This is a genomic window from Puniceibacterium confluentis (assembly GCF_007923445.1).
In the GTDB taxonomy this organism is placed as follows: Bacteria; Pseudomonadota; Alphaproteobacteria; order Rhodobacterales; family Rhodobacteraceae; genus Puniceibacterium; species Puniceibacterium confluentis.
In genome coordinates, this window is the sequence record NZ_VOJI01000001.1 from 334,777 (window position 1) to 359,632 (window position 24,856).

General features: G+C 64.6%; 26 protein-coding genes. 14 read left to right on the top strand and 12 right to left on the bottom strand.

What is annotated here, in order from left to right:
- Nucleotides 1–10 precede the first annotated feature (10 nt).
- Nucleotides 11–361, bottom strand: coding sequence for an ArsR/SmtB family transcription factor (locus FOY53_RS01570; protein ID WP_146584983.1), 351 nt, complete (start codon nucleotides 359–361; stop codon nucleotides 11–13).
- Nucleotides 362–649: 288 nt separating this feature from the next.
- Between FOY53_RS01570 and FOY53_RS01575 the strand changes: the two genes are divergently transcribed.
- The 6 genes from FOY53_RS01575 (at nucleotide 650) to FOY53_RS01600 (ending at nucleotide 4,167) form a co-directional block, all read left to right on the top strand.
- A complete protein-coding gene (locus tag FOY53_RS01575; protein WP_246107239.1) occupies nucleotides 650–1,180 on the top strand; it encodes an OmpA family protein in 531 nt (176 codons plus the stop codon).
- Between the two features lie 359 nt (nucleotides 1,181–1,539).
- A complete protein-coding gene (locus tag FOY53_RS01580; RefSeq protein WP_146584985.1) occupies nucleotides 1,540–1,884 on the top strand; it encodes an AtpZ/AtpI family protein in 345 nt (114 codons plus the stop codon).
- Complete coding sequence (locus tag FOY53_RS01585) at nucleotides 1,874–2,632, top strand: F0F1 ATP synthase subunit A (RefSeq protein ID WP_146584987.1); 759 nt, start codon at nucleotides 1,874–1,876, stop codon at nucleotides 2,630–2,632. The genes FOY53_RS01580 and FOY53_RS01585 overlap by 11 nt, the downstream gene beginning before the upstream one ends.
- Before the next feature lie 79 nt (nucleotides 2,633–2,711).
- Nucleotides 2,712–2,936, top strand: a complete 225-nt coding sequence (locus tag FOY53_RS01590; RefSeq protein ID WP_089271940.1) for a F0F1 ATP synthase subunit C — start codon at nucleotides 2,712–2,714, stop codon at nucleotides 2,934–2,936.
- Nucleotides 2,937–3,023: 87 nt separating this feature from the next.
- Nucleotides 3,024–3,596 carry a F0F1 ATP synthase subunit B' gene (locus tag FOY53_RS01595; protein WP_146584989.1) on the top strand — a complete coding sequence of 191 codons (573 nt, stop codon included), beginning with the start codon at nucleotides 3,024–3,026 and terminating at the stop codon, nucleotides 3,594–3,596.
- A 4-nt stretch (nucleotides 3,597–3,600) separates the two neighbouring features.
- Nucleotides 3,601–4,167: a F0F1 ATP synthase subunit B gene (locus FOY53_RS01600; RefSeq protein ID WP_146584991.1), complete on the top strand. Its 567-nt coding sequence runs from the start codon at nucleotides 3,601–3,603 to the stop codon at nucleotides 4,165–4,167.
- A 136-nt stretch (nucleotides 4,168–4,303) separates the two neighbouring features.
- Here the strand turns inward: FOY53_RS01600 and FOY53_RS01605 are convergent, their stop codons facing one another.
- The 3 genes from FOY53_RS01605 to FOY53_RS01615 all read right to left on the bottom strand — a co-directional run bounded on the left by FOY53_RS01605 (nucleotide 4,304) and on the right by FOY53_RS01615 (nucleotide 7,530).
- Entirely contained in the window at nucleotides 4,304–4,957 is a 654-nt protein-coding gene (locus FOY53_RS01605; protein ID WP_146584993.1) for a YggS family pyridoxal phosphate-dependent enzyme, read from the bottom strand.
- Complete coding sequence (locus FOY53_RS01610) at nucleotides 4,948–6,417, bottom strand: tetratricopeptide repeat-containing sulfotransferase family protein (protein ID WP_146584995.1); 1,470 nt, start codon at nucleotides 6,415–6,417, stop codon at nucleotides 4,948–4,950. The genes FOY53_RS01605 and FOY53_RS01610 overlap by 10 nt, the downstream gene beginning before the upstream one ends.
- 99 nt (nucleotides 6,418–6,516) lie before the next feature.
- A complete protein-coding gene (locus FOY53_RS01615; protein ID WP_146584997.1) occupies nucleotides 6,517–7,530 on the bottom strand; it encodes a porin in 1,014 nt (337 codons plus the stop codon).
- A gap of 284 nt (nucleotides 7,531–7,814) precedes the next feature.
- Between FOY53_RS01615 and FOY53_RS01620 the strand changes: the two genes are divergently transcribed.
- Nucleotides 7,815–8,327, top strand: a complete 513-nt coding sequence (locus tag FOY53_RS01620; RefSeq protein ID WP_246107240.1) for a DUF3576 domain-containing protein — start codon at nucleotides 7,815–7,817, stop codon at nucleotides 8,325–8,327.
- 20 nt (nucleotides 8,328–8,347) lie between these two features.
- Here the strand turns inward: FOY53_RS01620 and FOY53_RS01625 are convergent, their stop codons facing one another.
- Nucleotides 8,348–9,607, bottom strand: a complete 1,260-nt coding sequence (locus FOY53_RS01625) for a glycosyltransferase (RefSeq protein WP_146585423.1) — start codon at nucleotides 9,605–9,607, stop codon at nucleotides 8,348–8,350.
- Between the two features lie 297 nt (nucleotides 9,608–9,904).
- Here FOY53_RS01625 and leuS point away from each other — a divergent pair, with 297 nt between their 5' ends.
- The 4 genes from leuS (at nucleotide 9,905) to FOY53_RS01645 (ending at nucleotide 14,649) form a co-directional block, all read left to right on the top strand.
- Complete coding sequence (gene leuS / locus FOY53_RS01630) at nucleotides 9,905–12,463, top strand: leucine--tRNA ligase (protein ID WP_146584999.1); 2,559 nt, start codon at nucleotides 9,905–9,907, stop codon at nucleotides 12,461–12,463.
- Nucleotides 12,453–12,950, top strand: a complete 498-nt coding sequence (lptE, locus tag FOY53_RS01635; RefSeq protein ID WP_146585001.1) for an LPS assembly lipoprotein LptE — start codon at nucleotides 12,453–12,455, stop codon at nucleotides 12,948–12,950. Before leuS ends, lptE begins: the two co-directional genes overlap by 11 nt.
- Nucleotides 12,947–13,975 carry a DNA polymerase III subunit delta gene (gene holA, locus FOY53_RS01640; protein ID WP_146585003.1) on the top strand — a complete coding sequence of 343 codons (1,029 nt, stop codon included), beginning with the start codon at nucleotides 12,947–12,949 and terminating at the stop codon, nucleotides 13,973–13,975. The genes lptE and holA overlap by 4 nt, the downstream gene beginning before the upstream one ends.
- 83 nt (nucleotides 13,976–14,058) lie before the next feature.
- On the top strand, nucleotides 14,059–14,649 hold the full coding sequence (locus FOY53_RS01645; RefSeq protein WP_146585005.1) for a glutathione S-transferase family protein: 591 nt from the start codon (nucleotides 14,059–14,061) through the stop codon (nucleotides 14,647–14,649).
- 10 nt (nucleotides 14,650–14,659) lie between these two features.
- On the opposite strand, the gene FOY53_RS01650 is transcribed toward FOY53_RS01645, so the two are convergent.
- The 4 genes from FOY53_RS01650 to ubiA all read right to left on the bottom strand — a co-directional run bounded on the left by FOY53_RS01650 (nucleotide 14,660) and on the right by ubiA (nucleotide 19,255).
- A complete protein-coding gene (locus FOY53_RS01650; protein WP_146585007.1) occupies nucleotides 14,660–15,835 on the bottom strand; it encodes a TIGR03862 family flavoprotein in 1,176 nt (391 codons plus the stop codon).
- A 123-nt stretch (nucleotides 15,836–15,958) separates the two neighbouring features.
- A complete protein-coding gene (locus tag FOY53_RS01655) occupies nucleotides 15,959–16,285 on the bottom strand; it encodes a hypothetical protein (protein WP_146585009.1) in 327 nt (108 codons plus the stop codon).
- Nucleotides 16,272–18,212, bottom strand: a complete 1,941-nt coding sequence (locus FOY53_RS01660) for an OmpA family protein (protein WP_146585011.1) — start codon at nucleotides 18,210–18,212, stop codon at nucleotides 16,272–16,274. The genes FOY53_RS01655 and FOY53_RS01660 overlap by 14 nt, the downstream gene beginning before the upstream one ends.
- Nucleotides 18,213–18,271: 59 nt before the next feature.
- The gene (ubiA, locus tag FOY53_RS01665) at nucleotides 18,272–19,255 is read right to left on the bottom strand and encodes a 4-hydroxybenzoate octaprenyltransferase (protein ID WP_146585014.1); all 984 of its coding nucleotides are present in this window, start codon (nucleotides 19,253–19,255) and stop codon (nucleotides 18,272–18,274) included.
- A 12-nt stretch (nucleotides 19,256–19,267) separates the two neighbouring features.
- On the opposite strand from ubiA, the gene FOY53_RS01670 reads away from it, so the two are divergent.
- The 3 genes from FOY53_RS01670 to FOY53_RS01680 all read left to right on the top strand — a co-directional run bounded on the left by FOY53_RS01670 (nucleotide 19,268) and on the right by FOY53_RS01680 (nucleotide 21,977).
- On the top strand, nucleotides 19,268–20,023 hold the full coding sequence (locus FOY53_RS01670; RefSeq protein ID WP_146585016.1) for a 16S rRNA (uracil(1498)-N(3))-methyltransferase: 756 nt from the start codon (nucleotides 19,268–19,270) through the stop codon (nucleotides 20,021–20,023).
- A complete protein-coding gene (locus FOY53_RS01675) occupies nucleotides 19,993–20,544 on the top strand; it encodes a hypothetical protein (RefSeq protein ID WP_246107241.1) in 552 nt (183 codons plus the stop codon). Before FOY53_RS01670 ends, FOY53_RS01675 begins: the two co-directional genes overlap by 31 nt.
- 62 nt (nucleotides 20,545–20,606) lie before the next feature.
- Nucleotides 20,607–21,977, top strand: coding sequence for a glutamate--cysteine ligase (locus FOY53_RS01680; protein ID WP_146585018.1), 1,371 nt, complete (start codon nucleotides 20,607–20,609; stop codon nucleotides 21,975–21,977).
- 79 nt (nucleotides 21,978–22,056) lie between these two features.
- Here FOY53_RS01680 and FOY53_RS01685 read toward each other — a convergent pair whose 3' ends face one another.
- The 3 genes from FOY53_RS01685 to FOY53_RS01695 all read right to left on the bottom strand — a co-directional run bounded on the left by FOY53_RS01685 (nucleotide 22,057) and on the right by FOY53_RS01695 (nucleotide 24,798).
- Nucleotides 22,057–23,634 (bottom strand): gamma-glutamyltransferase family protein, encoded by a 1,578-nt coding sequence (locus FOY53_RS01685; protein ID WP_146585020.1) that lies wholly within the window; start codon nucleotides 23,632–23,634, stop codon nucleotides 22,057–22,059.
- A gap of 371 nt (nucleotides 23,635–24,005) precedes the next feature.
- Nucleotides 24,006–24,488: an ATP-binding protein gene (locus FOY53_RS01690; RefSeq protein ID WP_146585021.1), complete on the bottom strand. Its 483-nt coding sequence runs from the start codon at nucleotides 24,486–24,488 to the stop codon at nucleotides 24,006–24,008.
- Nucleotides 24,460–24,798: an STAS domain-containing protein gene (locus tag FOY53_RS01695; protein WP_146585023.1), complete on the bottom strand. Its 339-nt coding sequence runs from the start codon at nucleotides 24,796–24,798 to the stop codon at nucleotides 24,460–24,462. Before FOY53_RS01695 ends, FOY53_RS01690 begins: the two co-directional genes overlap by 29 nt.
- Nucleotides 24,799–24,856: the final 58 nt, after the last annotated feature.

The following is a 24,856-nucleotide window of genomic DNA, read 5'->3' on the forward strand; positions in this document are numbered from 1 at the left end:
CGCGGGGAACCTATTCGCCGGTAGGGCTGTCCGCGCAGGACGTTGGCAGTTCCTGCGCGAGAAAACGTTCGAAATCGTCCAGATGCACCGGTTCGAATTGTCCGAATCCCTGCATCCAGACCGAGGCGGCACGCAGGGCATCCGGCTCAAGCTTGCACCACTTCACCCTGCCGCGCTTTTCCTGACTGATCAGCCCCGCGGCGGCCAGGATGCCCAGGTGTTTGGAAATGGCGGCCAGGCTCATCTCGAACGGGTCCGCCACATCGGTAACCGCCATGTCGTCTTCGAGCAGCATCGACAGGATGCGGCGGCGGGTCGGGTCCGCAAGCGCGGCAAAGACGGTGTCGAGGGTTGGGGTCATGTCGATCCATAAAGGCGACAAAGAACAGTCAGCGTCAAGGTGCCGATGATCAAGCTTGAGAGGTGCGACAAAAGGGTGTAAACACCTGAGATGGCCGCTATGTTCCATGGCAGGCACGAGACCGTTCGGGTCAGGCAACTTTCCGCGCATGTGCGCGCGCCTGTTCGGCTGTTTTTGGCCTGAGTCTGGGGTCCGCCCAAGTTTATCTTTCCCCGGGCCTGTTGATTTGGTTGTTTGCGCCGCTACGTCGCTATGCCGATGCATCTTTACGGAAGGAAACCATCACTTATGAAAATTTTCACTAAATCTGCGCTTCTCGCCTCGGCCCTGGTCACTGGCCTTGCTCTTCCCGCCGCCGCGCAGAATCTGCAGTGCGGCGTGGTCATATTCTTTCCGTCCGGTCAGAACGCGCTGGGTCCGTCGGCCAGCGCCGCGGTTCAGGCATTCGCCAGTGCGAACCCGGGTGCGTCCTTTACGGTCACCGGTTACACCGACGCGCCGGGCAGTGCCGCAGCCAACGCAGCGCTGTCGCAGCGTCGCGCTCAATCGGTGGCCGCGGCGATGACCGCGACCAACGTGTCATCCGTGGTTGGTGGCGGCGAGGCGACGCGCCCCGGCACCACCGGCCCGAACGATCCGGCCAACCGCCGGGTGGAAGTTGTGAACGACGCCTGTGCTGGTGGCCTCTACCAGACGACAACTGTGACGCGGACCGGCCCGTTTGACGGCACCGGCCTTGCGGTCGCAGCCGGTGTTGGCGCTCTTGCGCTTGGCGTTGCGTTCATCGACAACGACAGCAGTGGTGGCACCACCAACTAAGCTGTCTGCAGACCGGACCTCTCTGCTGTTTCCCGAGGTCTGACAGAACGCCGCGCGCCGGTTCTCCAGACTGCGCCGCGCGGCTTCTGCCGAGTGTTGAGGGCGTGCCGAGCCAAGGCGCGCCCTTTTCCGTTTCCGGCCCGCCCCGTGCAGAGTGTCATTCAACCGCCAAGTTGAATATGCCCGTTGGCCGAAAAACCCGCCCGGAAAGTCGAGCACCTCGGATCGCCGTTACGGTGTCCTATGTAAAGCCAAGCAAAATCAGCATGTTGTCTTGCGCAACCTGCCGCACCCCCTGCGCTTGACTCAGGCATCGCCGCCGCTTAGCACAGGGCCAAGGTCCGAGAGGAGCGACTGGCGTGAGTGAACCCGATCCAAAGCGGCAAATGGCCGAACTGGAAGCGCGGATCGCCGCTGCGAAAGCAGCGCGGGCACCCGGAAAGTCGCACCAGGAGGAGCACTATTCCCAGGCGCATCTGGCCTGGCGGATGGTGATCGAGATGGTGGCCGGTCTGGGGATCGGCTTTGGCATCGGATACGGGTTGGATGTGCTTCTGGGTACGCTGCCCTGGATGATGATGCTGTTCACATTGCTGGGTCTGGTGGCCGGCATCAAGACGATGATGCGTTCGGCCGCCGAGATCCAGAACAAGAAACTGGCCGACATGGCCCAAGAGAACGAGAGGGCAAAGCATGGCGACTGAAGCCAATGGCGCCGAAACCGGCGGTCTGGTGTTCCACCCGATGGACCAGTTCATCGTGAAGCCGCTGTTCGGCGATGGCCCGATCGGCATGTTCACGCTGACGAACGCAACCCTGTGGCTGGCGCTGACAGTGCTCGCGGTGGTGGCTCTGATGGTGCTGGGCACCTCGCGCCGGGCCATCGTGCCGACACGCAGCCAGTCGGTGGGCGAGCTGGCCTATGGCTTTGTCTACAAGATGGTCGAGGACGTGACCGGCAAGGACGGGGTCAAGTATTTTCCCTACATCATGTCGCTGTTCATGTTCGTCGTCATGGCCAACTTCCTCGGACTGCTGCCGATGTCCTTTGCCACCACGTCGCACTTTGCGGTCACCGTGGTTCTTGCGCTGGCGGTGTTCCTGACGGTGACGGTCCTCGGCTTCATCAAGAACGGCGTCGGCTTTCTGGGGCTTTTCTGGGTCTCCAGCGCGCCGCTGGCATTGCGCCCGGTGCTGGCGATCATCGAACTGATCTCGTATTTCGTGCGTCCCGTCAGCCACTCCATTCGTCTTGCAGGCAACGTCATGGCAGGCCACGCGGTGATCAAGGTGTTTGCAGGCTTTGCCGCACTGGCCGTGATCTCGCCTCTCTCGATCGTGGCCATCACCGCGATGTACGGTCTCGAGATTCTGGTGGCCTTTATCCAGGCCTACGTCTTCACGATCCTAACCTGCGTGTATCTCAAGGACGCACTGCATCCGGGTCACTAAACGCGGCGGCGGGAACGACCCGCGCCACGGCTCTCTAAACAACCTACTACTCAAACTTCCAATCGTAAGGAGAATTCTCATGGAAGGCGAACTCGCACATATCGGCGCAGGTCTGGCAGCAATCGGTTCCGGCGCAGCCGCAATCGGTGTGGGCAACGTGGCAGGCAACTTCCTTGCCGGCGCCCTGCGCAACCCGTCGGCAGCCGCCGGTCAGACCGCAACACTGTTCATCGGTATCGCGTTCGCAGAAGCGCTGGGGATCTTCTCGTTCCTCGTCGCCCTGCTGCTGATGTTCGCTGTCTAAGCATCGGTTCTGATCCTTACGCTCGGGCGGCGCTGCGTGATGCAGCCCCGCCCGTTGTGAAGAAAAGCACCCTTGGAGGACGGCCACATGGCAACCGAAACACATAGTGCCGCAGGCAATGGTCTGGCCGATGCCGCAGGCGTCGACGGGCACGAACTGGCCACGGCCGGCCCCGGCATGCCGCAACTCGACTTTTCGACCTGGGGCAACCAGATCTTCTGGCTGCTGGTCGCACTTGTCGTGATCTACTTTGTGCTGTCGCGCGTGGCCCTGCCGCGCATCGCAGCTGTTCTGGCCGAACGTCACGGAACGATCACCAATGACATCGCCCGCGCCGACGATCTCAAGCGTCAGGCGACAGAGGCCGAAGCCGCCTACGAGCAGGCGCTGAAAGATGCCCGTGCCGAGGCACAGGCCATTTCTCAGCGCACCCGCGACGAGATCAAGGTGCAGGTCGCAGAGGCCACGGCCGAAGCCGACGCCAGGATCGCCGTGAAATCCGGCGAGGCCGACAAGGCCGTCGCGGATATCCGTGCCACCGCGATGGAAAACGTCGAAGTCGTGGCGAAGGACACCGCCGAGGCGCTGGTTGCGGCTCTGGGGGGATCTGCCGACGCGACTGCGATTTCCGACGCGGTCAACAACCGGATGAAAGGGTAACGCCATGCGCTATATGCTGACACTTGCCGCGACCCTCTCCGCACTCGGTGCCACTCCGGCCCTGGCGGCGACCGGACCTTTCTTCTCGCTGGGCAACACCGACTTCGTCGTGCTGCTGGCCTTCATCCTGTTTGTCGTGGTGCTGATCTACTTCAACATCCCCAGCCTCCTGGCCGGGATGCTGGACAAGCGTGCCGCCGGCATCCAGAGCGAGCTGGACGAAGCCCGCGCGCTGCGTGAAGAGGCGCAGACGCTTCTTGCTTCCTACGAACGCAAGCAGCGTGAAGTGCAGGAGCAGGCCGACCGGATCGTGGCCCAGGCCAAGTCCGAGGCGCAGGAAGCCGCGGAACAGGCCAAAGCCGATCTTGCCCGCTCGCTCGAGCGTCGCATGGCCGCCGCCGAGGACCAGATCGCCTCGGCCGAAGCCGCGGCTGTCAAGGAAGTGCGCGACCGCGCCGTGACCGTGGCTGTTGCCGCAGCCCGCGACGTGATTGCACGGCAGATGACCGAACAGCAGTCGTCGAAACTGATCGACGACGCCATCGCCGATGTCGGTGCCAAGCTGCACTAGGTCTCCGGCCCAGATCAAAGACAGGAAACCCGGCGCAACCCGCCGGGTTTTTTGCATCTGGCGCCGCATCTTCTCGGGCGAGAAATAGCCCCGGGTGAGACCGCAGGACGGGGGCAGCGCCCCCATGTTACGGGGGTCAGTTGTGGGCGCGTTCGCCAAAGATGGCCGAGCCAACCCGCACGTGCGTCGCCCCGAAACTCACCGCCTCTTCGAAATCGCTGCTCATCCCCATCGACAGCCCGTCCAGCCCGTTGCGCGCCGCCAGCTTCGCCAGCAGGGCAAAATGCAGCGACGGGGCTTCGTCCACCGGCGGGATGCACATCAGCCCGCGTACCGGCAGATCCAGCGCGCGGCAGTCGGCCACGAAGGCGTCGGTCCCGGCGGGTGACACGCCGGCTTTCTGTTCTTCCTCGCCGGTGTTCACCTGGATGAAGAGGTCGGGACAGTGCCCCATCTCCTGGGCGAGCCGCCCCAGGGTCTGGGCCAGCTTGGGCCGGTCCAGCGAATGGATCGCCTCGAACAGCCCCATCGCCTGCCGCGCCTTGTTGCTTTGCAGCGGGCCGATCAGGTGCACGCTGACACCCTCGTAGCGGTCGCGGAAATCCGGCCACTTGGCGGCGGCCTCCTGCACCTTGTTCTCGCCGAACAACCTGTGCCCCTGGTCCAGCACCTCTGCCACCCGTGCGTTGGGCTGCACCTTGGACACGGCGATCAACTGGACCGAGCCAGAGGCGCGGCCCGCCGCGGTCTCGGCCAATGCAATGCGGTCGCGGATGTCATTCAGTCCCATGGATCGTCTCCCCAGGCCGCGTAGAACGGGGCCAGTTCGGTTTCATACTTGCGCCAGACCTGGGCCGAGCCACGATAGATCGGCTGACGCACCTGGTGCAGGCTCAGCGTCTTTACAGAGCCCTGAGCCTTGTGAAATTCAAGGCAGCCCTCTTCCCAGTCCAGCCCTGCCGCGGCGATCAGCGCCCGCGCCTGTGGCGGCGGGTCGGCCACCAGGTCTTCGTACCGGATCTCGTGGATCACGCCGGGCAGGCGGGCTTTCCAGTGCTCAATCACCCGGCGAAACTCCTTGATCATGAAAGCGATGTCGCTCAGGTCGTTGGCATAGGCATGGGTGCCGATCTTGAAATAGTTCTTGTAGACTGACACCGCGATGTCGCGCGGATCCCGGTGCACCACGACAAATCGTGCCCCCGGCATCGCCCGGTGCAGATAGCCATAGATCAGATAACTCTGGATTGACTTGTCGGTCACCACGCCGTCTGCGGCGCCGGTATCGCGCCGGGCCAGGACGGCATAGTCCTGTGCAAACTGGCCCAGTCGCGCATCGGGGATGTCGCGCAGTGGGGTGATCCCGGATGCCGACCCAAAGGCCTGTACCACCAGGTTGAGCGCATGCGCCAGCTCTCCACCGCCTGTCACGCCGCTGTGGGCGGCGATGATCTGTTCGACCAGCGTGGTGCCCGAGCGCGGCATGCCGGTGACGAATACCGGGCGCAGCGGCATTGCGGCCTCGATGGGGGCCAGCGAGGCTGCCTCCTGCGCCGCCAGGAACGCATCGGTTTCGGCACGGCGCGCGGCGCGGTCAAACGGGGCAAGGCGGCGCTGGATGGCGTTGGCGCGATCGAGGTGCCCAAAGACCTTGTCGGTGGCGCCCTGATCCTCGGCCGCCTTTGCAAGCGCGTAGCTCAGGTGCATCCGGTTGCGGTCCGTCAGGCGGCGGTCAGGCAGCATCTTCGTCATCGAGCGCATCACCGGGTCCCTGGCCCCGATCTTTGTGCCGCCCAGAAACACGCGATACAGCGACCCCTGTTCCGGGTGCTTTTTGATCAGCCTGCGGAACAGGTTCTCGGCCTCGTCAAAGCGGCCGATGCGTTGCAGGTAGCTGCCCTTGTCGGCCTGCGGCGCGATGGCACCGGGGTCGAGCGCGATCAGCCGGTCGTACAGCGCCAGAACCGCGTCGCTGTCAGACAGGGCCGTGCGCGCGGAAATGGCGGCCTGGATCAGGGTCGCTTCGCCGGGTTTGCTGTGCAGGGCCTGGTCAAGATAGGCCGCCCGCCGGGCTTGATCGCCGCCAAGATGGGCGATGCGGGACAACTGGAACAACACCTCGGCCAATCCGGGGCGGGCAGCGTTCAGTTGTTCAAAGGCACGTCGTGCCTGATCCGCGCGGCCGCTGTTGAGCAGGTTCAGCGCGGCGCTGTAGCGGCTTTTGATTTGATCGGCGGACAGCGGCAGCATCGGATCGTCCCGTGGTTTCCCTGTGCCTAATATGGCGTTGCGCAAAAGAAAAGAGCGGGCCAAGGCCCGCTCTTTCCCGAAGTCCAAGTTCTGACGAACTTAGAAGTTCATGCGCAGACCGGCCGAGTAACGGTCGTTGTCTGCCTTGGCGCCACCGAAGTCGAAGTTGCTCTTGCCGTAGCCAAAGCGAGCCGACAGACCGCCGCCGAGATCGTAGGTGGCTGCGAGGCCAACGCCGTCCTGGTCGAAGTCTTTGATGCCGGCGCGGTTCTGGAACTTGCCGTAGTTGATGCCAACAGCAATGTTGCCCATGCTGTAGCCGAGGCCGATGCCCGCGTGGGTCTGGTTTTCGGCGCCAGCTGCGTCGAAATCAAAGCGCGAGAAGGTCAGGCCAGCCGACACACCGTTCGAGAACTCGGAAGTCAGGGACAGGCCGAGCGCGTTGCCGACATTTTCCTGCTTCTGGTAGCCGAGGCCAACACCGAGAGCGAGACCAGCAAGCTCTGCGTCGTAGGAAACGCCAACGCCGAAGACTGCGTCGTTGCCTGCAACTGTACCGAGCGCAGCAGTTTCCTGCTCCATCGACACCGAGAAGGTGAAGGTGTTGAAGGTGTAGTCAAAACGAGCGATCTGACCGTCGCCACCGGCGCCGTCGAGGCTCTCGGGGAAGCCGCCCTGGCTGTCAAAACCGGCATGCTCGGTTTCGTCGTCGTTCAGCGAGCCGCCAGCAAGCGCCATTTCGGCGATGCGTGCGTCGTATGCGCCGTCGGTGTCACCCATGGTCAGGGTTGCGCCGCCGAAGGATACGAAAATGACTTCGCCGCCCTGGTCTTCCGGGCTCTCGAAGCGCGCGCCGTCGCCGCCTTCGTCGAGGTCGATGTTCGCGCCGAAGGTCAGGCCGTTGTCAGCAACACCGGACATGGTGAAAGTTACGTCCAGGTCGGTGAAGAACTGTGCGCTGCCTTCGTCAAAGCCAGTGATCGGGTCGTCGAAGTTGCTGCCGCCGAAGATACCCATTTCAGCATTACCGGTCAGTGCAACACCCAGGTCCTGAGCAGATGCGATACCAGCGGATGCGACCAGCGCTGTGGTTGCAAAAAGAATCTTTTTCATTGTTTCCCTCATGTGTTCGTAAGGCACGTACCAATCCGAATGCCCGGACTTGATGAATGCTCTATGCTCCCCAAGACCCCATCGGTGCAACCCATCCGGAATCCACTGCGGCAACAAGCTTTTCAGTGGTGCGCATTTGCCACAAGACTGTGATGCCCCCCGGAAGTCCTGCCCGAAAGACGGTTTGCCGGCACTCTGGCAAGCGCTGAACTTCGGCTTGTCGTGCCGACCTCTGACGGGTATGGATTTGCACAGACCAAAAAGACCGGCAGGAGCGGGATAACATGGACGAAATGCGGAACGGAACGCGCCACGGAACAATTTCCGCCCTGGCCGTGATGCTGGTTTCCCTGTCGGCATGTGGCAGCCGCGATCCCAATGCGCCGGTGGTCGAAACCCGGTCTGCCGCGGAAATTCAGGACCAGGAACTCTACAAGGCGCGCGACGTGCCGACCTCGACGATCTGGGATATCTTCCGCCAGCGGGGCGACACAAGCACGGTCGGATCTGTGAACAAGTACCTTTGGAATGCCTCGCTCGAAGTGCTGAACTTCCTGCCGGTGCAGTCCGTCGATCCGTTCACCGGGGTAATCACCACCGGTTTCGGCACCCCACCGGGCGGCGGACGCGAATACCGCGCCACGGTCTTGGTTTCTGATCCTGCGCTGGATGCCCGGTCCCTGAACCTCGCTTTGGCGACTCGGTCCGGCCCTGTCGAGGCAGGCACCCTGCGCGCGGTCGAGGATGCGATCCTGACCCGGGCGCGCCAGCTGCGCCAGCAGGACTCGCGCTTCTGATCGGCCCTATTGTCCGTCGGTCAGTCGACGGGCGCCCGGGGCGTGCGGCGGGACAATGCCGCAACCCAGGCCAGGTGCTGAGGCAGACACACCGTTCTCAGATCATACTGCGCACGCACGAGTTCGCGTGCCGCCTTGCCCATGCGGGCCCTTGCGGGGGCATCCTCCAGAAGGGCGCAGAGGCGATCGGTCAGCGCCGCGTGGTCAAAGAAATCCACCATCCAGCCCGTCTCGCCGTCTTTTAGAACCTCTTTGACCGGGTCGGTGTCGCTGGCAAGGATCGCGCATTCCGCGCTCATGGCCTCGAGCAGCGACCAGGACAGCACGAACGGGTAGGTGAGGTACACATGCACGCGGCTGACCTGCATCATCGCCAGGAAACGGTCGTAGGGCACGCGGCCCAGAAAGTGCACCCGCGCCCAGTCGGCATCTGAAATCTGGCCGCGCACCTCGTCGATATAGATCTGTTTCCATGTCTGACCCTTGGGGGCCTTGGCGCCATAGCTGACCTCGTCCCCGCCCAGCAGCACGATCTGCGCATTGGGGCGACGTTTCAGAATTCCGGGCAGGGCGCGCATGAAGATATGGTAGCCGCGATAGGGTTCGAGGTTTCGGTTGATGAAGGTCACCACCTCGTCGTCGCGGGTCACGACCTTGCCGCCGGTGACCTCGAGCCGTGCATCGGGGTTGGGCTTGACCAGATCGGTGTCGACGCCATCATGGGCAACGGTGATCCGGTCCTGATATTTCGCCGGGAAGCTGCGCGCCTGGAACTGGGTCGGGCTGATTCCGGCATCCATCACCTCTTCGTGCAGCCGGTTGTTCAGGTTCTTCAGCCGCAGCCGCAGGGCATCCTTTTCAACCGTCGTCGAGGCGAATTCAGGATCAAAGTTGGTAAATGTCGGCGTCGAGAGGTGGTAGAGCTCGCAATACAGCCCGAGCCGGGCATTGGGCCAGACATCCTTCAGGAACAGGCTTTCGCCCCAGCCGTGGTGGGCAAGGATCACGTCGGGGTCAAAACCCTGAGCGCGCAGGGCCATGGCGCCGTCATAGCAGCTCGATCCGCGCAGCAGCTTGGTTTCAAAGTCCTGCAGCCACGGGTGGATGCCCTGAGTGCTGCGCCCGGTGATCCGGTAGGGCACAACCGAGACGCCGTTCCATTTTGCCGGCTTGTCGACCTTGGGGGTCAGGGCGACCACGTGATGGCCCAATTGCACCAGCGCCGGGGCGAGATGCTTGTACTGGCCGGGGAAATTTTGGTGGATCAGCAGGATCTTCATGCGGTACGGGCCTGTTTCCTTTGCGTCCGGGATGTTGTGCCACGGGCGATCCGCTGCGCCAATGGTGGAAGTGCCGGGCGGGGGAACCGGTTGCGGAAATGTCGCCGGGCGCCGGGCCTCGGGGCCGATGTCCGGCGTGAACCCCGGTGCCATGCACCCTGCGAGGCAGAAGGGAGGAACGGCGCGCAAACCGCCGTGCTGTTTCCCATGCCACTGGACGATCCCGCCCCATGGCCCTATCACCCTCACCCAAAGAGATGCCGGCGCCGCAAGGCCCCGTGCTGAAGAGGATTCCAGATGTCGCGTTATGACCCCGCCGCAATCGAACCGAAATGGCAACAGGCCTGGGACGAGGCCCTGACCTTCAAGGCCACAAGGTCCGATGACAAGCCCAAATACTATGTGCTCGAGATGTTTCCCTATCCGTCGGGGCGCATCCACATCGGCCATGTGCGCAACTACACCATGGGCGACGTGATCGCGCGCTACAAGCTGGCCACCGGCCATGCGGTGCTGCACCCTATGGGCTGGGACGCCTTTGGCCTGCCGGCCGAAAACGCCGCGATGGCCAGTGGGGGGCACCCCAAGGACTGGACCTACCAGAACATCGCCGACATGCGCGCGCAGATGAAGCCTCTGGGCCTGTCGATCGACTGGAGCCGCGAATTCGCCACCTGTGATCCCGAATACTATGGACAGCAGCAGGCGCTGTTCCTCGACATGCTGGAACAGGGGCTGGTCTACCGCAAGAACGCGGTGGTGAACTGGGATCCGGTCGACATGACCGTTCTGGCGAACGAACAGGTCGAGAATGGCCGCGGCTGGCGGTCAGGCGCGGTGGTCGAGCGGCGCGAACTCACGCAGTGGTTCTTCAAGATCTCGGACATGGCCGACGACCTGCTGCAGGCGCTCGACGGGCTGGACGACTGGCCCGCCAAGGTCAAGCTGATGCAGGCCAACTGGATCGGCAAGTCGCGCGGGCTTCAGTTTGCCTTTTCCACCATCGACGCACCGGACGGGTTCGACCGGATCGAAGTGTACACAACCCGCCCCGACACGCTGATGGGGGCGTCCTTTCTGGGCATTTCACCCGACCATCCGCTGGCGAAGCAGCTGGAAAAGGACAACGCCGAGCTGGCGGCCTTCAACGCCGAATGCCGCCGCATGGGCACGTCGGAAGAAGAGCTCGAGAAGGCTGAAAAGAAGGGTTTTGACACCGGGCTTCGGGTGCGGCACCCCTTTGATACCTCTTGGGAACTGCCGGTCTATGTCGCCAACTTCATCCTGATGGATTACGGCACCGGCGCGATCTTCGGCTGTCCGGCGCATGACGCCCGCGATCTCGAATTTGCCCGCAAATACGATCTGGCGGTGAAATCGGTCTATGTGCCCGCCACCGGCGACGATGCGTTTGAGTTGCCCGAGAATGGCGGCCCGGCCTACGTGCCGCCCAAGCCTGAAACCGTGCGCTACATCAACGGCTTTGCCGGGGGTGAATTGCAGACCGGCACCGAAGGCATCGACAGCGCCGTGTCGTTCTGCGAACAGAACGGCGTCGGGCAAGGCGTCACCAAGTTCCGCCTGCGCGACTGGGGTCTGAGCCGCCAGCGGTTCTGGGGCGCGCCGATTCCGGTGATCCACTGCGACACCTGCGGCGTGGTGCCCGAGAAGAAAGAGAACCTGCCGGTGCGCCTGCCGGATGATGTGAGTTTTGACAAACCCGGCAATCCGCTGGGCTGGCACCCGACCTGGCGCAACTGCACCTGCCCGGCCTGCGGCGCCCCGGCGCAGCGTGAAACCGACACCATGGACACGTTCGTCGATTCTTCTTGGTATTTCGCCCGCTTCACAGCGCCCCATGCCCACACGCCCACCGACCCGGCCGAGGCCGCCTACTGGATGAATGTCGATCAGTACATCGGCGGCATCGAGCACGCGATCCTGCACCTGCTTTACGCCCGCTTCTTTGCCCGCGCGATGAATGTGACCGGTCATCTGCCGGACGCCGCGCGCGAGCCGTTCAACGCGCTGTTCACCCAAGGCATGGTGACCCATGCGATCTATCAGACCCGCGATGTCGATGGCCGCCCGGTCTATCATTTCCCCGAAGAGGTGCATGACGGCAAGCTGGCCGATGGCCGCGCGGTGGAAGTGATCCCTTCGGCCAAGATGTCCAAATCGAAACGCAACGTGGTGGACCCGGTCGAGATCATCTCGCAGTTCGGCGCCGACACCGCGCGCTGGTTCGTGCTGTCCGATTCCCCGCCCGAGCGGGATGTGGAATGGACCGCCGCCGGGGCCGAGGCCACGGCCAAGCATCTTGCCCGCGTCCATCGCATCGCCCAGGAGGTGAGCGTCTCTGACACCGGCCCGCAGGACAGCGACGAGACGCTGCTGCGCGAGATGCACAAGACCATCCACGACGTGACGCTGGGCGTGGAATCCTTCGGCTTCAACGCCTCGATCGCGCGGCTTTACGCCTTTACCAACACCCTGGCGAAATCCGATGCCGGCGCGGATGCCAAACGTCAGGCGACCCGGGTGCTGGCCCAGTTGATGGCGCCGATGACACCGCACCTGTCCGAAGAGATCTGGCATCTGCTCGGCGGCACCGGACTGATTGCCACCGCGCCCTGGCCGGTGGCTGACGCCGCAATGATGGTCGAGGACAGCGTGACGTTGCCGATCCAGGTCAACGGCAAACGCCGGGGCGAGGTCACGGTGCCCAAGGACATGCCCAAGGACGAGGTCGAGGCACAGGCGCTGGCGCATCACAACGTGGTCAAGGCGCTGGACGGGGCGACGCCGAAAAAGGTCATCGTCGTGCCCGGCAGGATCGTGAACGTTGTCCTGTAAGCGCCGCAGCCTCCTGCTCGGCGCTGCGGCGTTGCTGGCGTCCTGTGGTTTCACGCCGGTCTACGGACCCGGCGGCGGGGCAGAGGCCCTGCTGGGCCAGATTGCGCTGGATGCGCCGGACACCCGCGAGGGTTACCTTCTGACCCAGCGGCTGGAAGAGCGGCTGGGGCGCGGTCTGGGTGGCGCTTATGCGCTGAGCTATGCCATTTCCGTCGAAACCGAGGGTCTGGGCACCACCTCGGACGGTTCGACCACGCGGTATCAACTGCTGGGCAAGGTGGCCTACAGCCTGAAAGATGCCGCCACCGGCGCGACGCTGAACAGCCGCGACACCTCGGCCTTTTCGGGCTACTCGGCGACCGGATCCAACGTCGCCACGCTGGCGGCGGAACGCGACGCAACACGGCGGTTGATGGTTATCCTGGGCGACCAGATGGTCGATCAACTGGTTCTCTGGTCCTCCGGCCGGGCGGCGGCCGCGCAATGAAACTGGGCCCGCGCGATGCGACGGGCTATTTCGCCCGCCCCGACCCGGACAGCACCGGGCTGCTGATCTACGGCGAGGATGCGATGCGGGTGGCGCTGAAGCGCCAGCAGGTGATCGCCGCGCTGATCGGCCCCGAGGGCGAGACCGAAATGCGTCTGACCCGGATCCCCGGATCCGAGTTGCGCAAGGACCCGGCGATGTTGCTGGACGCGGTCAAGGCACAGAGCTTTTTCCCCGGTCCGCGCGTCGCCTTTCTGGAAGATGCGACAGACACGCTTGCCAAATCCGTCGCCGCGACGCTGTCCGACTGGCAGCCCGGCGATGCGCAGGTGATTGTCACTGCGGGCGCGCTCAAGGCGACCTCGGCTCTGCGCAAGCTGTTCGAGGCGCACAAGTCGGCGCTGGCCGTGGGCATCTACAACGACCCGCCCAGCCGCGCCGAGATCGAGGCCGACCTGGCACGTTCCGGTCTGAAAGAGGTCGACCGCTCGGCGATGGAGGCGCTGAGCGCGCTGGCCCGCGAACTGGACCCCGGCGATTTCCGCCAGACGGTGGAAAAGGTTGCCCTGTACAAGCTTGGCGATACCAGCCCGCTCAGCCCCGAGGAAGTGGCGCTTTGCGCGCCGAGTTCGACCGAGGCCGAGCTGGACGAGATGCTGCATGTGGTGGCAGAGGGGCGCAGTGCCGAGATAGGCCCGATGATGGCCCGGCTCGCGGCGCAGGGCATGAACCCGGTCACGCTGATCATCATGGCCACCCGGCATTTCCGCGCGCTTTATTCCGTGGCCTCGGATCCGGGCGGTCCGGCGCAGGGGGCCGCCCGGGCACGGCCGCCGATCTTTGGTCCGCGTCGCGACCGGATGCTGCGCCAGGCGCAGGGCTGGGGACCGTTCCGGCTCGAGCAGGCGCTGGGCATTCTGACCGACACCGATCTGCAGCTGCGCTCGGCAGGGCAACACGCACCGGCGCTGGCACTGGTCGAGCGCAGCTTCATCCGGCTGGCAATGCTCTCGTCGCGGGGCTGACACCTTCGGGCGCGCCGCCGATGCCCGCTCTTGCGTCCGTTCCGCAGGTTGGTCATTGTCACGGGTGACAGGGAGGAACCTGCATGGATCATACAGTCTATGGCACGGTCCGAAGCCGCGCCTTTCGCGTGCTCTGGATGCTGGAAGAGCTGGCGTTGCCGTACCGCCACGTGCCCTGTGCCCCGCGCTCGGATGCGCTGCTGGCGGTCAGTGCCCTTGGAAAGCTTCCGGTGCTGGTCGTCGACGGCACCGCGCTGCGCGATTCCACTGCGATCCTGACCTATCTTGCGGATCATCATGGTCAGCTGACCTATCCGGCGGGCACGATCGAACGCGCGCGGCAGGATGGCTGGACCCAGCGCATTCTCGACGAGTTGGACGCGCTGTTGTGGACTGCGGCGCGGCATTCCTTTGTCCTGCCCGAAGATCAGCGTGTTCCGGCGGTCAAGGACAGCCTGCGTCGCGAATTCGCCGCCAACCTCGAACGGCTGACCGCCGAGATCGACGGCCCCTACCTGATGGGCGAGGTGATGACCGTCCCGGACATTCTGCTGTGTCACTGCGGAAACTGGGCGGTTTCGGCGAAATTCCCCCCAGCGCCGGACAGATTTGTGACCTATGCTGACGCGCTGCGGGCGCGGCCGGCCTATGTGCGGACCGCAGCACTGGGTTGAAACCGGTACCTCAGCCGTAAAGCGCGGCGTGTTTGCCGGCCCATCGTCCGGTGGCCAGACAGGCGGTCAGAAGATAGCCCCCGGTCGGCGCTTCCCAGTCCAGCATCTCTCCAGCGCAGAACACACCGGGCCAGTCGCGCAACATCAGGCCGTCGTCCAGGGCGGCAAAAGGCACGCCACCGGCGGTCGAGATCGCTTCGTTCAGCGGGCGTACCCCGTCATAGGGAACCGGCAGCGCCTTGATCACCGCCGCCAGCGCCGCGGCGTCACGCGGCAGCGGTCGGGCGCATTCCTGCAGCAGGGCCTGGGCCACCGGTGCCAGCGACAGCGCCTTGCGCAGGGTGTTGGCCAGGCTTTGTCGGGCACCGGCGCGCAACAGGCGGTCCGCGACCTGCGCCTGGGTCAGATCCGGGGCAAGGTCGAGTGACAGCGGCGCGCCCTGCCGCAAGGCCGGCGTCAGTGGATACAGGCCGCCACCTTCGAGCCCGCGGGCTGAAACCACCGCTTCGCCGCGTGACGCAATGTCCGCTGCGTGAAAGGCGACGTTCTTGAGCGGGGCGCCAAAGTGCCGGGCCATGTGCGCCGACCATGTGACGGTCAGCCCGGCGTTGGCAGGTTGGAACGGCGCCAGTGGGATTCCTGCCGCGAGCAGATGCCGGGCCCAGACCCCGTCCGAGCCGAGCCTCGCCCAACTGGCCCCCCCCAGCGCCAGAACGGTGACCTTGGGCGACACGCTCACCGCTCCATCCGGTGTATCGAAGTCGAACGCGCCAGGCGTCGTCCCGCTCCAGTGCCAGCGTGTCCGCACCGACAGGCCCTGCGCGGTCAGCCGCTCAAGCCAGGCCCGCAGCAGCGGCGACGCCTTCATGGCGTCGGGAAACACCCGGCCGGTGGAGCCGGTGAACAGGGTCTGCCCCAACCCGCTGGCCCAGTGCTGCACGTCCTGCGGACCGAAGCCGGCGAGCATCGGCGCAAGGTGTGGAGCCGAGTCGCCATAGGCCGCACCGAAGGCGTCGGGGGCTTCGGATTTTGTCAGGTTCAACCCCGACTTCCCGGCCATCAGGAATTTGCGCGCCAGCGATGGTTTTGCCTCTGTCAGCAGGACCGAACGCCCAGCCGCCAGCAGCGTTTCGGCCGCCATCAGCCCGGACGGACCACCGCCGATGATGAGCGTGTCACAGATCATCCTAGGGCTTTGGCCGGGCGTGCACCGCAACCGGAAATGCCGTGCGCCGACCTGACGGTACCGCAGTCTGACGAAAGGGAAACAGCGGCATCACGGATCCGATCTGCTGGCGGGCCGCAGGCGCTAATTCGCGTTCATCCGCTCGACATAGGCGCGCATTTCCTCGGCCTCGTGCCGGGCGTCGCGCAGACCCTCCATCGCCGCTGACAGCTCGGCCTCGGTCTGGGTCAACTGGTTTGTCAGTTCGGCCTCGCGTTGCTGCAGGTAGGTGATCGCCTGGTCGCGGGTTTCTTCGGCCTCGTGCAGTTCCTGGCTCATCCGCTCCAACTGGTCGACATCGGCCTGGCTCACCCGGGTAAAGCGGTGGATCAGCCAGTTGGCGAACCAGCCGAGGCAAAAGGCAACGAACAGGATGATCGCGGTGGCGACGATAAACTCAGTTCTGTTCATCGGGGGTTCCTTCTGCGTTGGCGTCGGGCGCCTCGTCAACGGTGTCGCGGGGCGGTTCTTCGCCCTCGTCAATCTCGGTTTCGGTGTCGCCCGCGCCGTCCGGCTCGGGCGCGGTTTCTTCGCGGATGAGGTGGAACTCGATGCGCCGGTTGGCTTCGCGTCCCGCCTCGGTGCCGTTGTCGGCGATGGGGGTTTCTTCGCCATAGCCGCGCGCACGATACGAAGCGGTGAGCACGCGGCGGGTGCGCAGTGCGTCCAGCACCGACTGCGCGCGGTCCTGGCTGAGCTGCTGGTTCATCGTCTCGCGGCCCTGACTGTCGGTGTGGCCCTGAACTTCGAGCGGGATGTCGCCGCAAAGCTGAAGCAGTTCCGAGAGGTCGTCCAGAATGTCCTTGGCCGAAGCGTCCAGCGTCGCCGATCCGGGCTCAAAGGTGATCTTGCGATCACCGACGATGTCCACGATCTGCGTCTCGCATTCCTCGGGCGTCGGGATGCCGAGCGAGGCGTCGAGCTTTTCCTGATAGACGACGGCGATGTTGAAATCCTCGGCCTCGCCCAGCTTTTCCGCCAGCAGGCTGGCAATTTCAGACCCTGCATTCTGATTTCCGGTGTTGCCCGTGATCGAGACCGTTTCCGGCGTCACGGTCACCGAACCGTTCGACAGTTTTGACAGCGCCTCAAGCGCGGCAAGCACGCGCACCGGCCAGGAACCGGGGAGCGTTTCGTCGATCCGGGCACCGGTGTAGACCGCTTCCGAGCCAAAGCGGGCGCGGGCATAGCTTTCGATGGTGGTCCGTGAAATGTCGGACGACAGCCGCCCGCGCAACTGGATTGCACCCTGCGGGCCAAGGGTGGCGGTGAATTCCGGCGGTCCCTCGGGCGTTTCGACAGGCGGTTTCGGCAGCACCGCATGCAGGTCGAACACATCCGGCAGGGCATTGTCCAATTCGCCGACGACGCGGTCAAAGTCGGCCTGGGCCGTCCCCATCCTGGCAATCAGCGTGACATCGGCATTGGAAAAGGTGATCGACTCGCCGCCAAGTTCGGCCAGTGCCTTGATGCCCATTTCCACTGCCGCACCCCAACGGCGCGTCGGAACCCCAAGGCCAATGGTGCAGGTCGCCTTGGCCTGCAATCCGGCGGCGTTCGCGGCCTGCAGGATCTGGCGGCGTGTCTCTTCGGTGTCCGCCGAGCAGGCATCGAAACGCGCACCATTCCCGGTGATCACGAATCGCGTGGTGAAGGGAGAGATGACCGGACGCGGGGCAGAGAGGTCCAGCGCCAGTTTCAGCCCCTCGGGGACCCGTCGCGACAGGTCGGCCTCGATCCTCCGTCGGGCATCGGCGCTGTCTGTCATTGCCTTGACCGACACCCGGTCGGCCTCGACCGAGATCTTCGAGCGCGGCAACGAACGCAGCGCCGCAATCGAGAACCGCAGCGCCGCCTCCCAGCCTTCGGGATTGTCGTAATCCGCGATTTCGAGCAGATCCGAAACCTGGGCATCAGCGCCGGCCAGCTTGGTGATATCGGCGATCAGACGCACGCGGTCGGTTGCCGACGGGATCAGGCCGATGATCTGTACACCGTTGTCATTGCGAAGGATCTCGACCGAAAATCGCGGCGGCGGGGCGTTCGAGGTGTCGTTGACAAGGATTTCGTCGATGATGCGGGTGGTGTCGACGACGCGGCCCGCTGCGCTGAGCGCCTTGAAACGGCCGGCTTCGTTCGGCGCGGTGCCGATCACAAAGAGCTGAAGTCCGTTGGCGTCGACACTGGCCCAGGTGAGCCCCTCGCGGTCCAGCTCTGCCCGGACTCCGATGACGGAACTGTCCTCGATCAGGCGGACAGAGAAGAACGCAGCAACCAGGCATAGACCGGCTGCGACGGCGAATGTTCCCAATGTGATAGCGATGGAAGAGAGGCGCATCGGCGCTCCGGTTTCTGTCAGCGTTGATACCTGATACGCCGCCCGGCCCGGGCGTGCAATCAGGCGAAAAGGGCGAGGGCGAAAAACAGCACGGGGATCAGCCCGGCATCGCGGTTGGACCGGAACAGGCCAAGCAGCCTGTCGGTGTCGTCAAGCTTCAGTCGCCGCAGCTGCCACATGAGATGCCAGCCCATGGCCCAGGGTCCGCCGAGCGCCAGAACCAGCGCCAGAATTTCACCGCGTGGCACGGCGCCAATGATGGCGAAACCCATCAACGTCACGGTGGCGACAAGGAACCAGGCCAGCCAGCGCGGCGTCGCGGCGTCACCGAACAGGCGGGCGGTGGACTTCACGCCGATCAGGGCATCGTCCTCCTTATCCTGGTGCGCATAGATCGTGTCGTAAAACAGGGTCCATGCCATGCCGGCAAGATAAAGCAGCACGGCCGGCAGGTTCAGTTGCCCGGCATGCGCAGTCCAGGCCAGCAGGGCGCCCCAGTTGAAGGCAATGCCCAGAAACACCTGCGGCCACCAGGTAAAGCGTTTGGCGAAGGGATAGACCGCAACCGGCAGCAGGGCGAGCACGCCCAGCAGGGTGGCGGGCACGTTGAAGGTGATCAGGATCACGAACGCGGTCAGCGATTGCGCAATGGCCCAGGCCAGCGCCTGTTTCACGCTGACCTGTCCCGAAGGAATCGGCCGCGAAGCGGTGCGCGCCACCGACCCGTCGATGCCGCGGTCGGTGATGTCGTTCCAGGTACAGCCCGCGCCGCGCATCAGAACCGCGCCAATCCCGCAGCCTGCAAATATCCACAGATCCTCCCAGCGCGCGGCGCCGTCATGCAGCATGGCCAGCGTCAGCCCCCACCAGCATGGCAAGAGCAGCAGCCAGGTGCCGATCGGACGGTCCAGCCGTGACAGCCGAAGGTAGGGGCGCATCGCCGACGGGGCATGGCGGTCGACCCAATTGCCCGTGACCGCATCCGCGACCTGACCTTGCGGGGGCCTGTCCGGGCCCTCTGGCGTTGTCGGGGTGTCGGTCATATGGTGCGCCTCATGAGTGCGAAAGTCAGACTTTTTGTAGAGCACCCGCTGGGGGAGGCACAACCGGTTCCCCTGTCGCGGGATCAGGCGAACTATCTTTTTGCGGTGATGCGCCTGGGGGACGATGCGCGGATTGCGCTGTTCAACGGGCGAGACGGCGAATGGATCGCCCGGGTGGGACAGGCCAACAAGCGCGGCGGGATTCTGATCTGCGAGGTCCGGACGCGCCCGGTTCTGACGCCGCCGGACCTGTGGCTGATCTTTGCCCCGATCAAGAAGGCGCGCACGGATTTCATTGTCGAAAAGGCGGTCGAAATGGGCGCACGCCGGATTGTGCCTGTGCGCACCGCCTTTACCAATTCCGAGCGGATCCGGCAGGACCGTTTGCAGGCCCATGCGGTCGAAGCTGCAGAACAGTGCGGCGGCACCTTCGTGCCCGAGGTGGCCGAGATTCAGCGGCTCGACAGGCTGCTGGCTGACTGGCCGGACGACCGGCGCCTGATGTTCTGTGACGAAGATCTGGCAGATCAGGAGAGCGGGGGCGGGGCCCCCGCGGATGCATCCGATTCGTCGCCTGCCGACGGACCACCAGACCCCTGGGCCATTCTCATCGGTCCTGAAGGTGGGTTTTCCGAGCCGGAGCGCGCTGCCCTGCGTGCGCTGCCGCAGTCCGAGGCCATCCGGCTGGGGCCGCGCATCTTGCGGGCTGACACGGCGGCGGTCGCGGCGCTGACGCTGTGGCAGATGCGCTATGGGGACTGGCGGTGATCCGCGCCGACGCGCGCAAGACCTTGCGGCGCTGGCGCGATGCCATTGTCGGCGCCGCTGTTCTGGGGCTGGGCCTGTACTGGGGTTTCCTGACCGGCGGCGGCCTGCTGCACTGGATCGGCTATGTCGTGGCTCTGGGCGGACTCGCCCTGCTGGTGGCGGGCATCCAGCGCGCGCGGTTCCGCCAGGGCGAAGGCGGCCCCGGTGTGGTCGAGATCAACGAACGCCGCATCGCATACTTTGGCCCGTTGTCGGGCGGCGTCGTCGATCTTGAGGATCTGGACGCTCTCAGTCTGGATTCAAACGACACGCCGCCGCACTGGGTTCTGGTGCAGAAGGGCCAACCCCCGCTGCATATCCCCCTGACCGCCACCGGAGCCGACGCGCTGTTTGATGCCTTCGCCACCCTGCCGGGGATCCGAACCGAGCAGATGTTGCGCCGGATGCATGAGCCCGGGGCTGACGTCGTCGTGATCTGGCGCAGCGCTGAACGTGTCAACACGGTCAGGCGGCTGCATTGACAGCCTGTGCGTTTGCGCCCATCCCTGTCCGACACAAGATGCGTCAAAGCGGAGCCTGACCCATGTCCATTCCTCAATCCGGCGGCGGTTTGATCGAACATCACGACCAGCTGGCTGAATACATGGCCTCTGGCTGCAAACCCCGCGAAGATTGGCGCATCGGCACCGAGCACGAGAAGTTCGGCTATTGCAAGGACACGCTGCTGCCACTGCCGTACGAGGGCGACCGCTCGATCCGCGCCATGCTCGAAGGGCTGCGCGACAGTCACGGCTGGGATCCGGTGGTCGAGGGCGGCAAGCTGACCGGGCTGACCAAGGGTCTGGCCAATATCAGTCTTGAACCGGGTGGCGCGCTCGAACTCTCGGGTGCCCCGCTCGAGACGATCCACGAGACCTGTGACGAGGTGAACCAGCACCTACGCGAAGTCAAAGAGGTTGCCGACCGCATCGGCGCCGGCTTCATCGGCCTGGGCGCGGCGCCGGTCTGGCTGCACGAGCAAATGGATCTGATGCCCAAGGGCCGTTACAAGCTGATGGATGCCTACATGGGCCGCGTCGGCACGATGGGCCGGGTGATGATGCGGCGGACCTGCACCGTTCAGGTCAATCTCGATTTCGGCTCCGAGGCGGACATGGTGCAGAAAATGCGCGTCGCCATCGCGTTGCAGCCGGTCGCCGTCGCCCTGTTCGCCAATTCGCCGTTCTTCGAGGGAAAGGTGAACGGACACAAATCCTGGCGCTCGCGCGTGTGGCGTGATCTTGATGCGGCGCGTACCGGCATGGTGCCGTTCGTGTTCGAGGAAGGATTCGGCTTTGAGCGCTGGGTGCAGTATGCGCTCGATGTGCCGATGTACTTTGTCTACCGCGACGGCAAGTACATCGACGCGCTGGGGATGTCGTTCCGCGATTTCCTGCGCGGCGAACTGCCCGCCCTGCCGGGGGAACGTCCGACGCTGAGCGACTGGGCCGATCATCTGACGACGGCCTTCCCCGAGGCGCGGGTGAAGAAATACATCGAGATGCGCGGCGCAGATGGCGGACCCTGGCGGCGTCTCTGCGCGCTGCCGGCCTTCTGGGTCGGTCTGATGTACGATCAGGGCGCGCTGGATGCGGCCTGGGATCTGGTCAAGGGCTGGGACGCCGAAACGCGCGAAGCCCTGCGGGTCGCGGCATCGGTCGACGCGCTTCAGGCGAAAGTCGGCAAGATCGACATGCTCGAACTGGCGCGCGAGGTGCTGGACCTCTCGGAAGCCGGTCTGAAGTCCCGCGCCCGCACCGGCGCCGGTGGGCTTGTGCCGGACGAGACCCATTTCCTGAGCGCCCTGCGCGAAAGCGTCGACACCGGCAAGACCCCGGCAGACGAGTTGCTGGAGCAGTATCACGGCGACTGGAACGGCGATCTCAGCCGGATCTACAAGGAATACAGTTACTGACCCCTTTGCGGGTTCCGGCCCGGCACATTCAGAATGAGTGCCGCCGGCCCGGTGCTGTTCCAGCCGTGACCTCAAACGATCAGTAGCCGATCGCGCAACCGTCCTTGCGTGGGTCTGATGCGCCCTCGAGCACGCCGTTTTCGTGAATCAGGATCGCCTGCGCTCCCCCGATCGGCCCGTCGGGAATGACCACGTCATGCCCCAGCGCCGCTAGCTCGGCGCGCACCGTGTCGGAATAGCCGCGTTCGACCTGCAGGGTCGCGCCCTCGGCAAAACTGCGCGGTGAATCCAGGGCGGTCTGCGGATCCAGCCCGAAGTCGGTCCAGTTGCTGACCATCCGCGCATGGCCGCATGACTGGTACTGTCCACCCATGACCCCGAACGGCATGCTGACGCGGCCGCCGTCACGGATCATTGCCGGAATGATCGTGTGCATCGGGCGCTTGCCGCCGCCCAGTTCATTCGGGTGCCCCTCGACCAGCGAGAACCCGGCGCCCCGGTTCTGCAACAGGATGCCGAATTTTTCCGACGCGATGCCCGACCCGAAACTGTGGAAGATCGAATAGATCAGGGACACTGCCATATGGTCGCGGTCAACCACGGTGATATAGATCGTGTCCTTGTGCACCGCTTCGGAAATGCGGGTGGCCGAGGGCATCGCGCGCCTGGGATCAATCAGCGCCGCCAGCCGCGCAGCCGTGTCCATCGACAGCATGTGATCGAGCCGGGTCATGTTCGCGGGGTCGGACATGAAGCGGTTTCGGGTGTCGTAAGCCAGCTTCGTGGCCTCGGCCTCGATATGGGCCCGCTGTGTGCCGAAAGGATCCATCGCGGCAATGTCGAACTGCGCCAGGATGTTGAGCAGCAGGATCGCCGTTGCGCCCTGTCCGTTCGGCGGATGTTCGCACAGTTCGCGGCCCTTGTACGATCCGCTGATCGGATCGCCCACAGTGTTCGCGGTCGCGGCGAAATCCTCGGCGCTGTGCAGGCCACCAATTGCGTTCAGTGTGGCGCGGATGTCATCCGCCACTTCACCTTCGTAAAACGCGCTCCGGCCCTGCGCGGCAACGCGGCGCAGCACTTCGGCATTCCCGGGCAGGGCAAACACCTCGCCTTTTTTCAGCGGTGCGCCGTTGTTCAGGTAGTGCCTGCGCGCATGGCCCTGCAGGGTGCCTTCGGCCGCCGCCCAATCGAAGGCGACGCGCGGCGCGACGGGAATGCCGCTGTCCATGTAGCGGATCGCGGGCGCAAGGCTGTCGGCGATCCCGAGTTTCCCCCATTTTTCGGACATCGTGCAAAACGCGTCGATGGCGCCGGGAATGGTGACGGCATCGGCCGTGTTCAGAGGTATGGTTGCGCGGCCCGCCTCGCGCAGCGCCAAAGCGCTGGCGGCGGCAGGAGCGCGACCGGACCCGTTGACGGCGATGATGTCATCGCCCCCGGCTGGCGAGATCAGCGCAAAGCAGTCGCCGCCGATTCCGGTCATCGCGGGTTCGGCAAGGCCCAGAATCGCGGCGCCGGCGATGGCCGCATCAACCGCATTGCCGCCAGCCTGCAAAAGGGTGATCGCGGCCTGTGCCGCCAGCGGGTGCGACGTGGCGCACAGACCGTTCGTGGCGAGGACCGGCGAGCGGCCTGGGGTTTGAAAATCGCGCATCTGTCGGTGCCTCCGTTCCCGTTTTCCGGCACGATAGGGGGGGCGCGGAATGTGCGCAATCCATGCAGGTCGCATTCTCGGATCGCGGACGTGTTCAGCCACCGGTCGCGACGAACGGAAGCCAAATCTGCTGGGCCGGGACCGATTTATCAGGGGAGCGGTGCTGTCTTTCCAGGCTACTGGAAAAAGAACCCCGGCGCCGCACACTGGGTGGGGGCTGTTAAGGCGCGGCGCCGAGGGAAGCTGTTGGAAGCTACACTGTCCTTATGACTTTGGAGTCGGGCCGCATTTGGCCGGAATCATGGCCATTCGGCGGCATGTGTCGATTTGGGTGGGCATGGTTTGGCGGTCCCACCGGCTCGGGTCTGCCGCTAGTTCAGTGTGTCCAGATCCAGTGTGATCACCAACTGGTTGACGGTGCCGGTCCGCTTGTAGTCAAGCTGACGTGCGAGGCTTCGGATCAGGTGCCAGCCGAAGCCGCCTTCGGGCAGGTCGCCGCGCGGCACATCGAGCTGCGCCGCCCGCCCCGAAGGCAGGTCACCACCGGGCAGCGGATGTCCCTGATCACATATGGCCAGCCTCAGCAGGCGGTCTTTCAGGGTGACGGTGACGGTTATCATGCCATCGGTCCGGCCGCGGTAGGCGTGCTCGACAATGTTGTTCAGCGATTCAGCCAGCACCAGTTCGACCAGCCCTCTCGGGGCCCGCGGGATGCCGCAGGACTTCAGGACGCGGGTGACCTGTCTCAGAGTGCCGCGCACCGATTCGGGGACGGAGTGCAATTCGCCGGCATACAACTGCGCAGCGCGAAGGGCGGCAGAGGGGTCAGCGAGCGGCGGGAGCGAGCGCGGCATCGAGATCGCTGTGAATCGCAAAAATCGAATCCATGCGGGTCAGTCGGAACACTTTGTCGACACCGGGGGTCAGCCCTGCGAGATCGAGCCTCTGATCGCTTTTCAGCTGCTTCATGGCTGCGACAATTGCCCCCAGCCCACTGGAATCGACAAAATCCACCCTGTGCAGGTCGAGCACCACCCGCGACGGCGCGGTGGCGGTGAGTTCGCGCATCTGATCCTTGAACCGGATGGCGACCGAGGCGTCGATTCGGGCGTCTTCGACCAGGATCACCTGGACATCCCCGACGGTTCGGCAGTTGAGAGTCATGAATTGCTTTCCGCTTGTAACCTGCTTGCACCCTAGGCGCCAAAGCTTACCATTCCGT

Bases quoted from the DNA above. Each gene is read 5' to 3' on its own strand.
- FOY53_RS01590 (WP_089271940.1), top strand. From the start codon at position 2,712: ATGGAAGGCGAACTCGCACATATCGGCGCAGGTCTGGCAGCAATCGGT.
- FOY53_RS01620 (WP_246107240.1), top strand. From the start codon at position 7,815: ATGGACGAAATGCGGAACGGAACGCGCCACGGAACAATTTCCGCCCTG.
- FOY53_RS01595 (WP_146584989.1), top strand. From the start codon at position 3,024: ATGGCAACCGAAACACATAGTGCCGCAGGCAATGGTCTGGCCGATGCC.
- FOY53_RS01600 (WP_146584991.1), top strand. From the start codon at position 3,601: ATGCGCTATATGCTGACACTTGCCGCGACCCTCTCCGCACTCGGTGCC.
- FOY53_RS01685 (WP_146585020.1), bottom strand. From the start codon at position 23,634: ATGCGCGATTTTCAAACCCCAGGCCGCTCGCCGGTCCTCGCCACGAAC.
- FOY53_RS01645 (WP_146585005.1), top strand. From the start codon at position 14,059: ATGGATCATACAGTCTATGGCACGGTCCGAAGCCGCGCCTTTCGCGTG.
- FOY53_RS01605 (WP_146584993.1), bottom strand. From the start codon at position 4,957: ATGGGACTGAATGACATCCGCGACCGCATTGCATTGGCCGAGACCGCG.
- FOY53_RS01610 (WP_146584995.1), bottom strand. From the start codon at position 6,417: ATGCTGCCGCTGTCCGCCGATCAAATCAAAAGCCGCTACAGCGCCGCG.
- ubiA (WP_146585014.1), bottom strand. From the start codon at position 19,255: ATGACCGACACCCCGACAACGCCAGAGGGCCCGGACAGGCCCCCGCAA.
- holA (WP_146585003.1), top strand. From the start codon at position 12,947: ATGAAACTGGGCCCGCGCGATGCGACGGGCTATTTCGCCCGCCCCGAC.
- FOY53_RS01570 (WP_146584983.1), bottom strand. From the start codon at position 361: ATGACCCCAACCCTCGACACCGTCTTTGCCGCGCTTGCGGACCCGACC.
- FOY53_RS01615 (WP_146584997.1), bottom strand. From the start codon at position 7,530: ATGAAAAAGATTCTTTTTGCAACCACAGCGCTGGTCGCATCCGCTGGT.
- FOY53_RS01625 (WP_146585423.1), bottom strand. From the start codon at position 9,607: ATGAAGATCCTGCTGATCCACCAAAATTTCCCCGGCCAGTACAAGCAT.
- FOY53_RS01695 (WP_146585023.1), bottom strand. From the start codon at position 24,798: ATGACTCTCAACTGCCGAACCGTCGGGGATGTCCAGGTGATCCTGGTC.
- FOY53_RS01690 (WP_146585021.1), bottom strand. From the start codon at position 24,488: ATGCCGCGCTCGCTCCCGCCGCTCGCTGACCCCTCTGCCGCCCTTCGC.
- FOY53_RS01650 (WP_146585007.1), bottom strand. From the start codon at position 15,835: ATGATCTGTGACACGCTCATCATCGGCGGTGGTCCGTCCGGGCTGATG.
- FOY53_RS01585 (WP_146584987.1), top strand. From the start codon at position 1,874: ATGGCGACTGAAGCCAATGGCGCCGAAACCGGCGGTCTGGTGTTCCAC.
- FOY53_RS01660 (WP_146585011.1), bottom strand. From the start codon at position 18,212: ATGCGCCTCTCTTCCATCGCTATCACATTGGGAACATTCGCCGTCGCA.
- FOY53_RS01680 (WP_146585018.1), top strand. From the start codon at position 20,607: ATGTCCATTCCTCAATCCGGCGGCGGTTTGATCGAACATCACGACCAG.
- FOY53_RS01655 (WP_146585009.1), bottom strand. From the start codon at position 16,285: ATGAACAGAACTGAGTTTATCGTCGCCACCGCGATCATCCTGTTCGTT.
- FOY53_RS01575 (WP_246107239.1), top strand. From the start codon at position 650: ATGAAAATTTTCACTAAATCTGCGCTTCTCGCCTCGGCCCTGGTCACT.
- leuS (WP_146584999.1), top strand. From the start codon at position 9,905: ATGTCGCGTTATGACCCCGCCGCAATCGAACCGAAATGGCAACAGGCC.
- FOY53_RS01670 (WP_146585016.1), top strand. From the start codon at position 19,268: ATGAGTGCGAAAGTCAGACTTTTTGTAGAGCACCCGCTGGGGGAGGCA.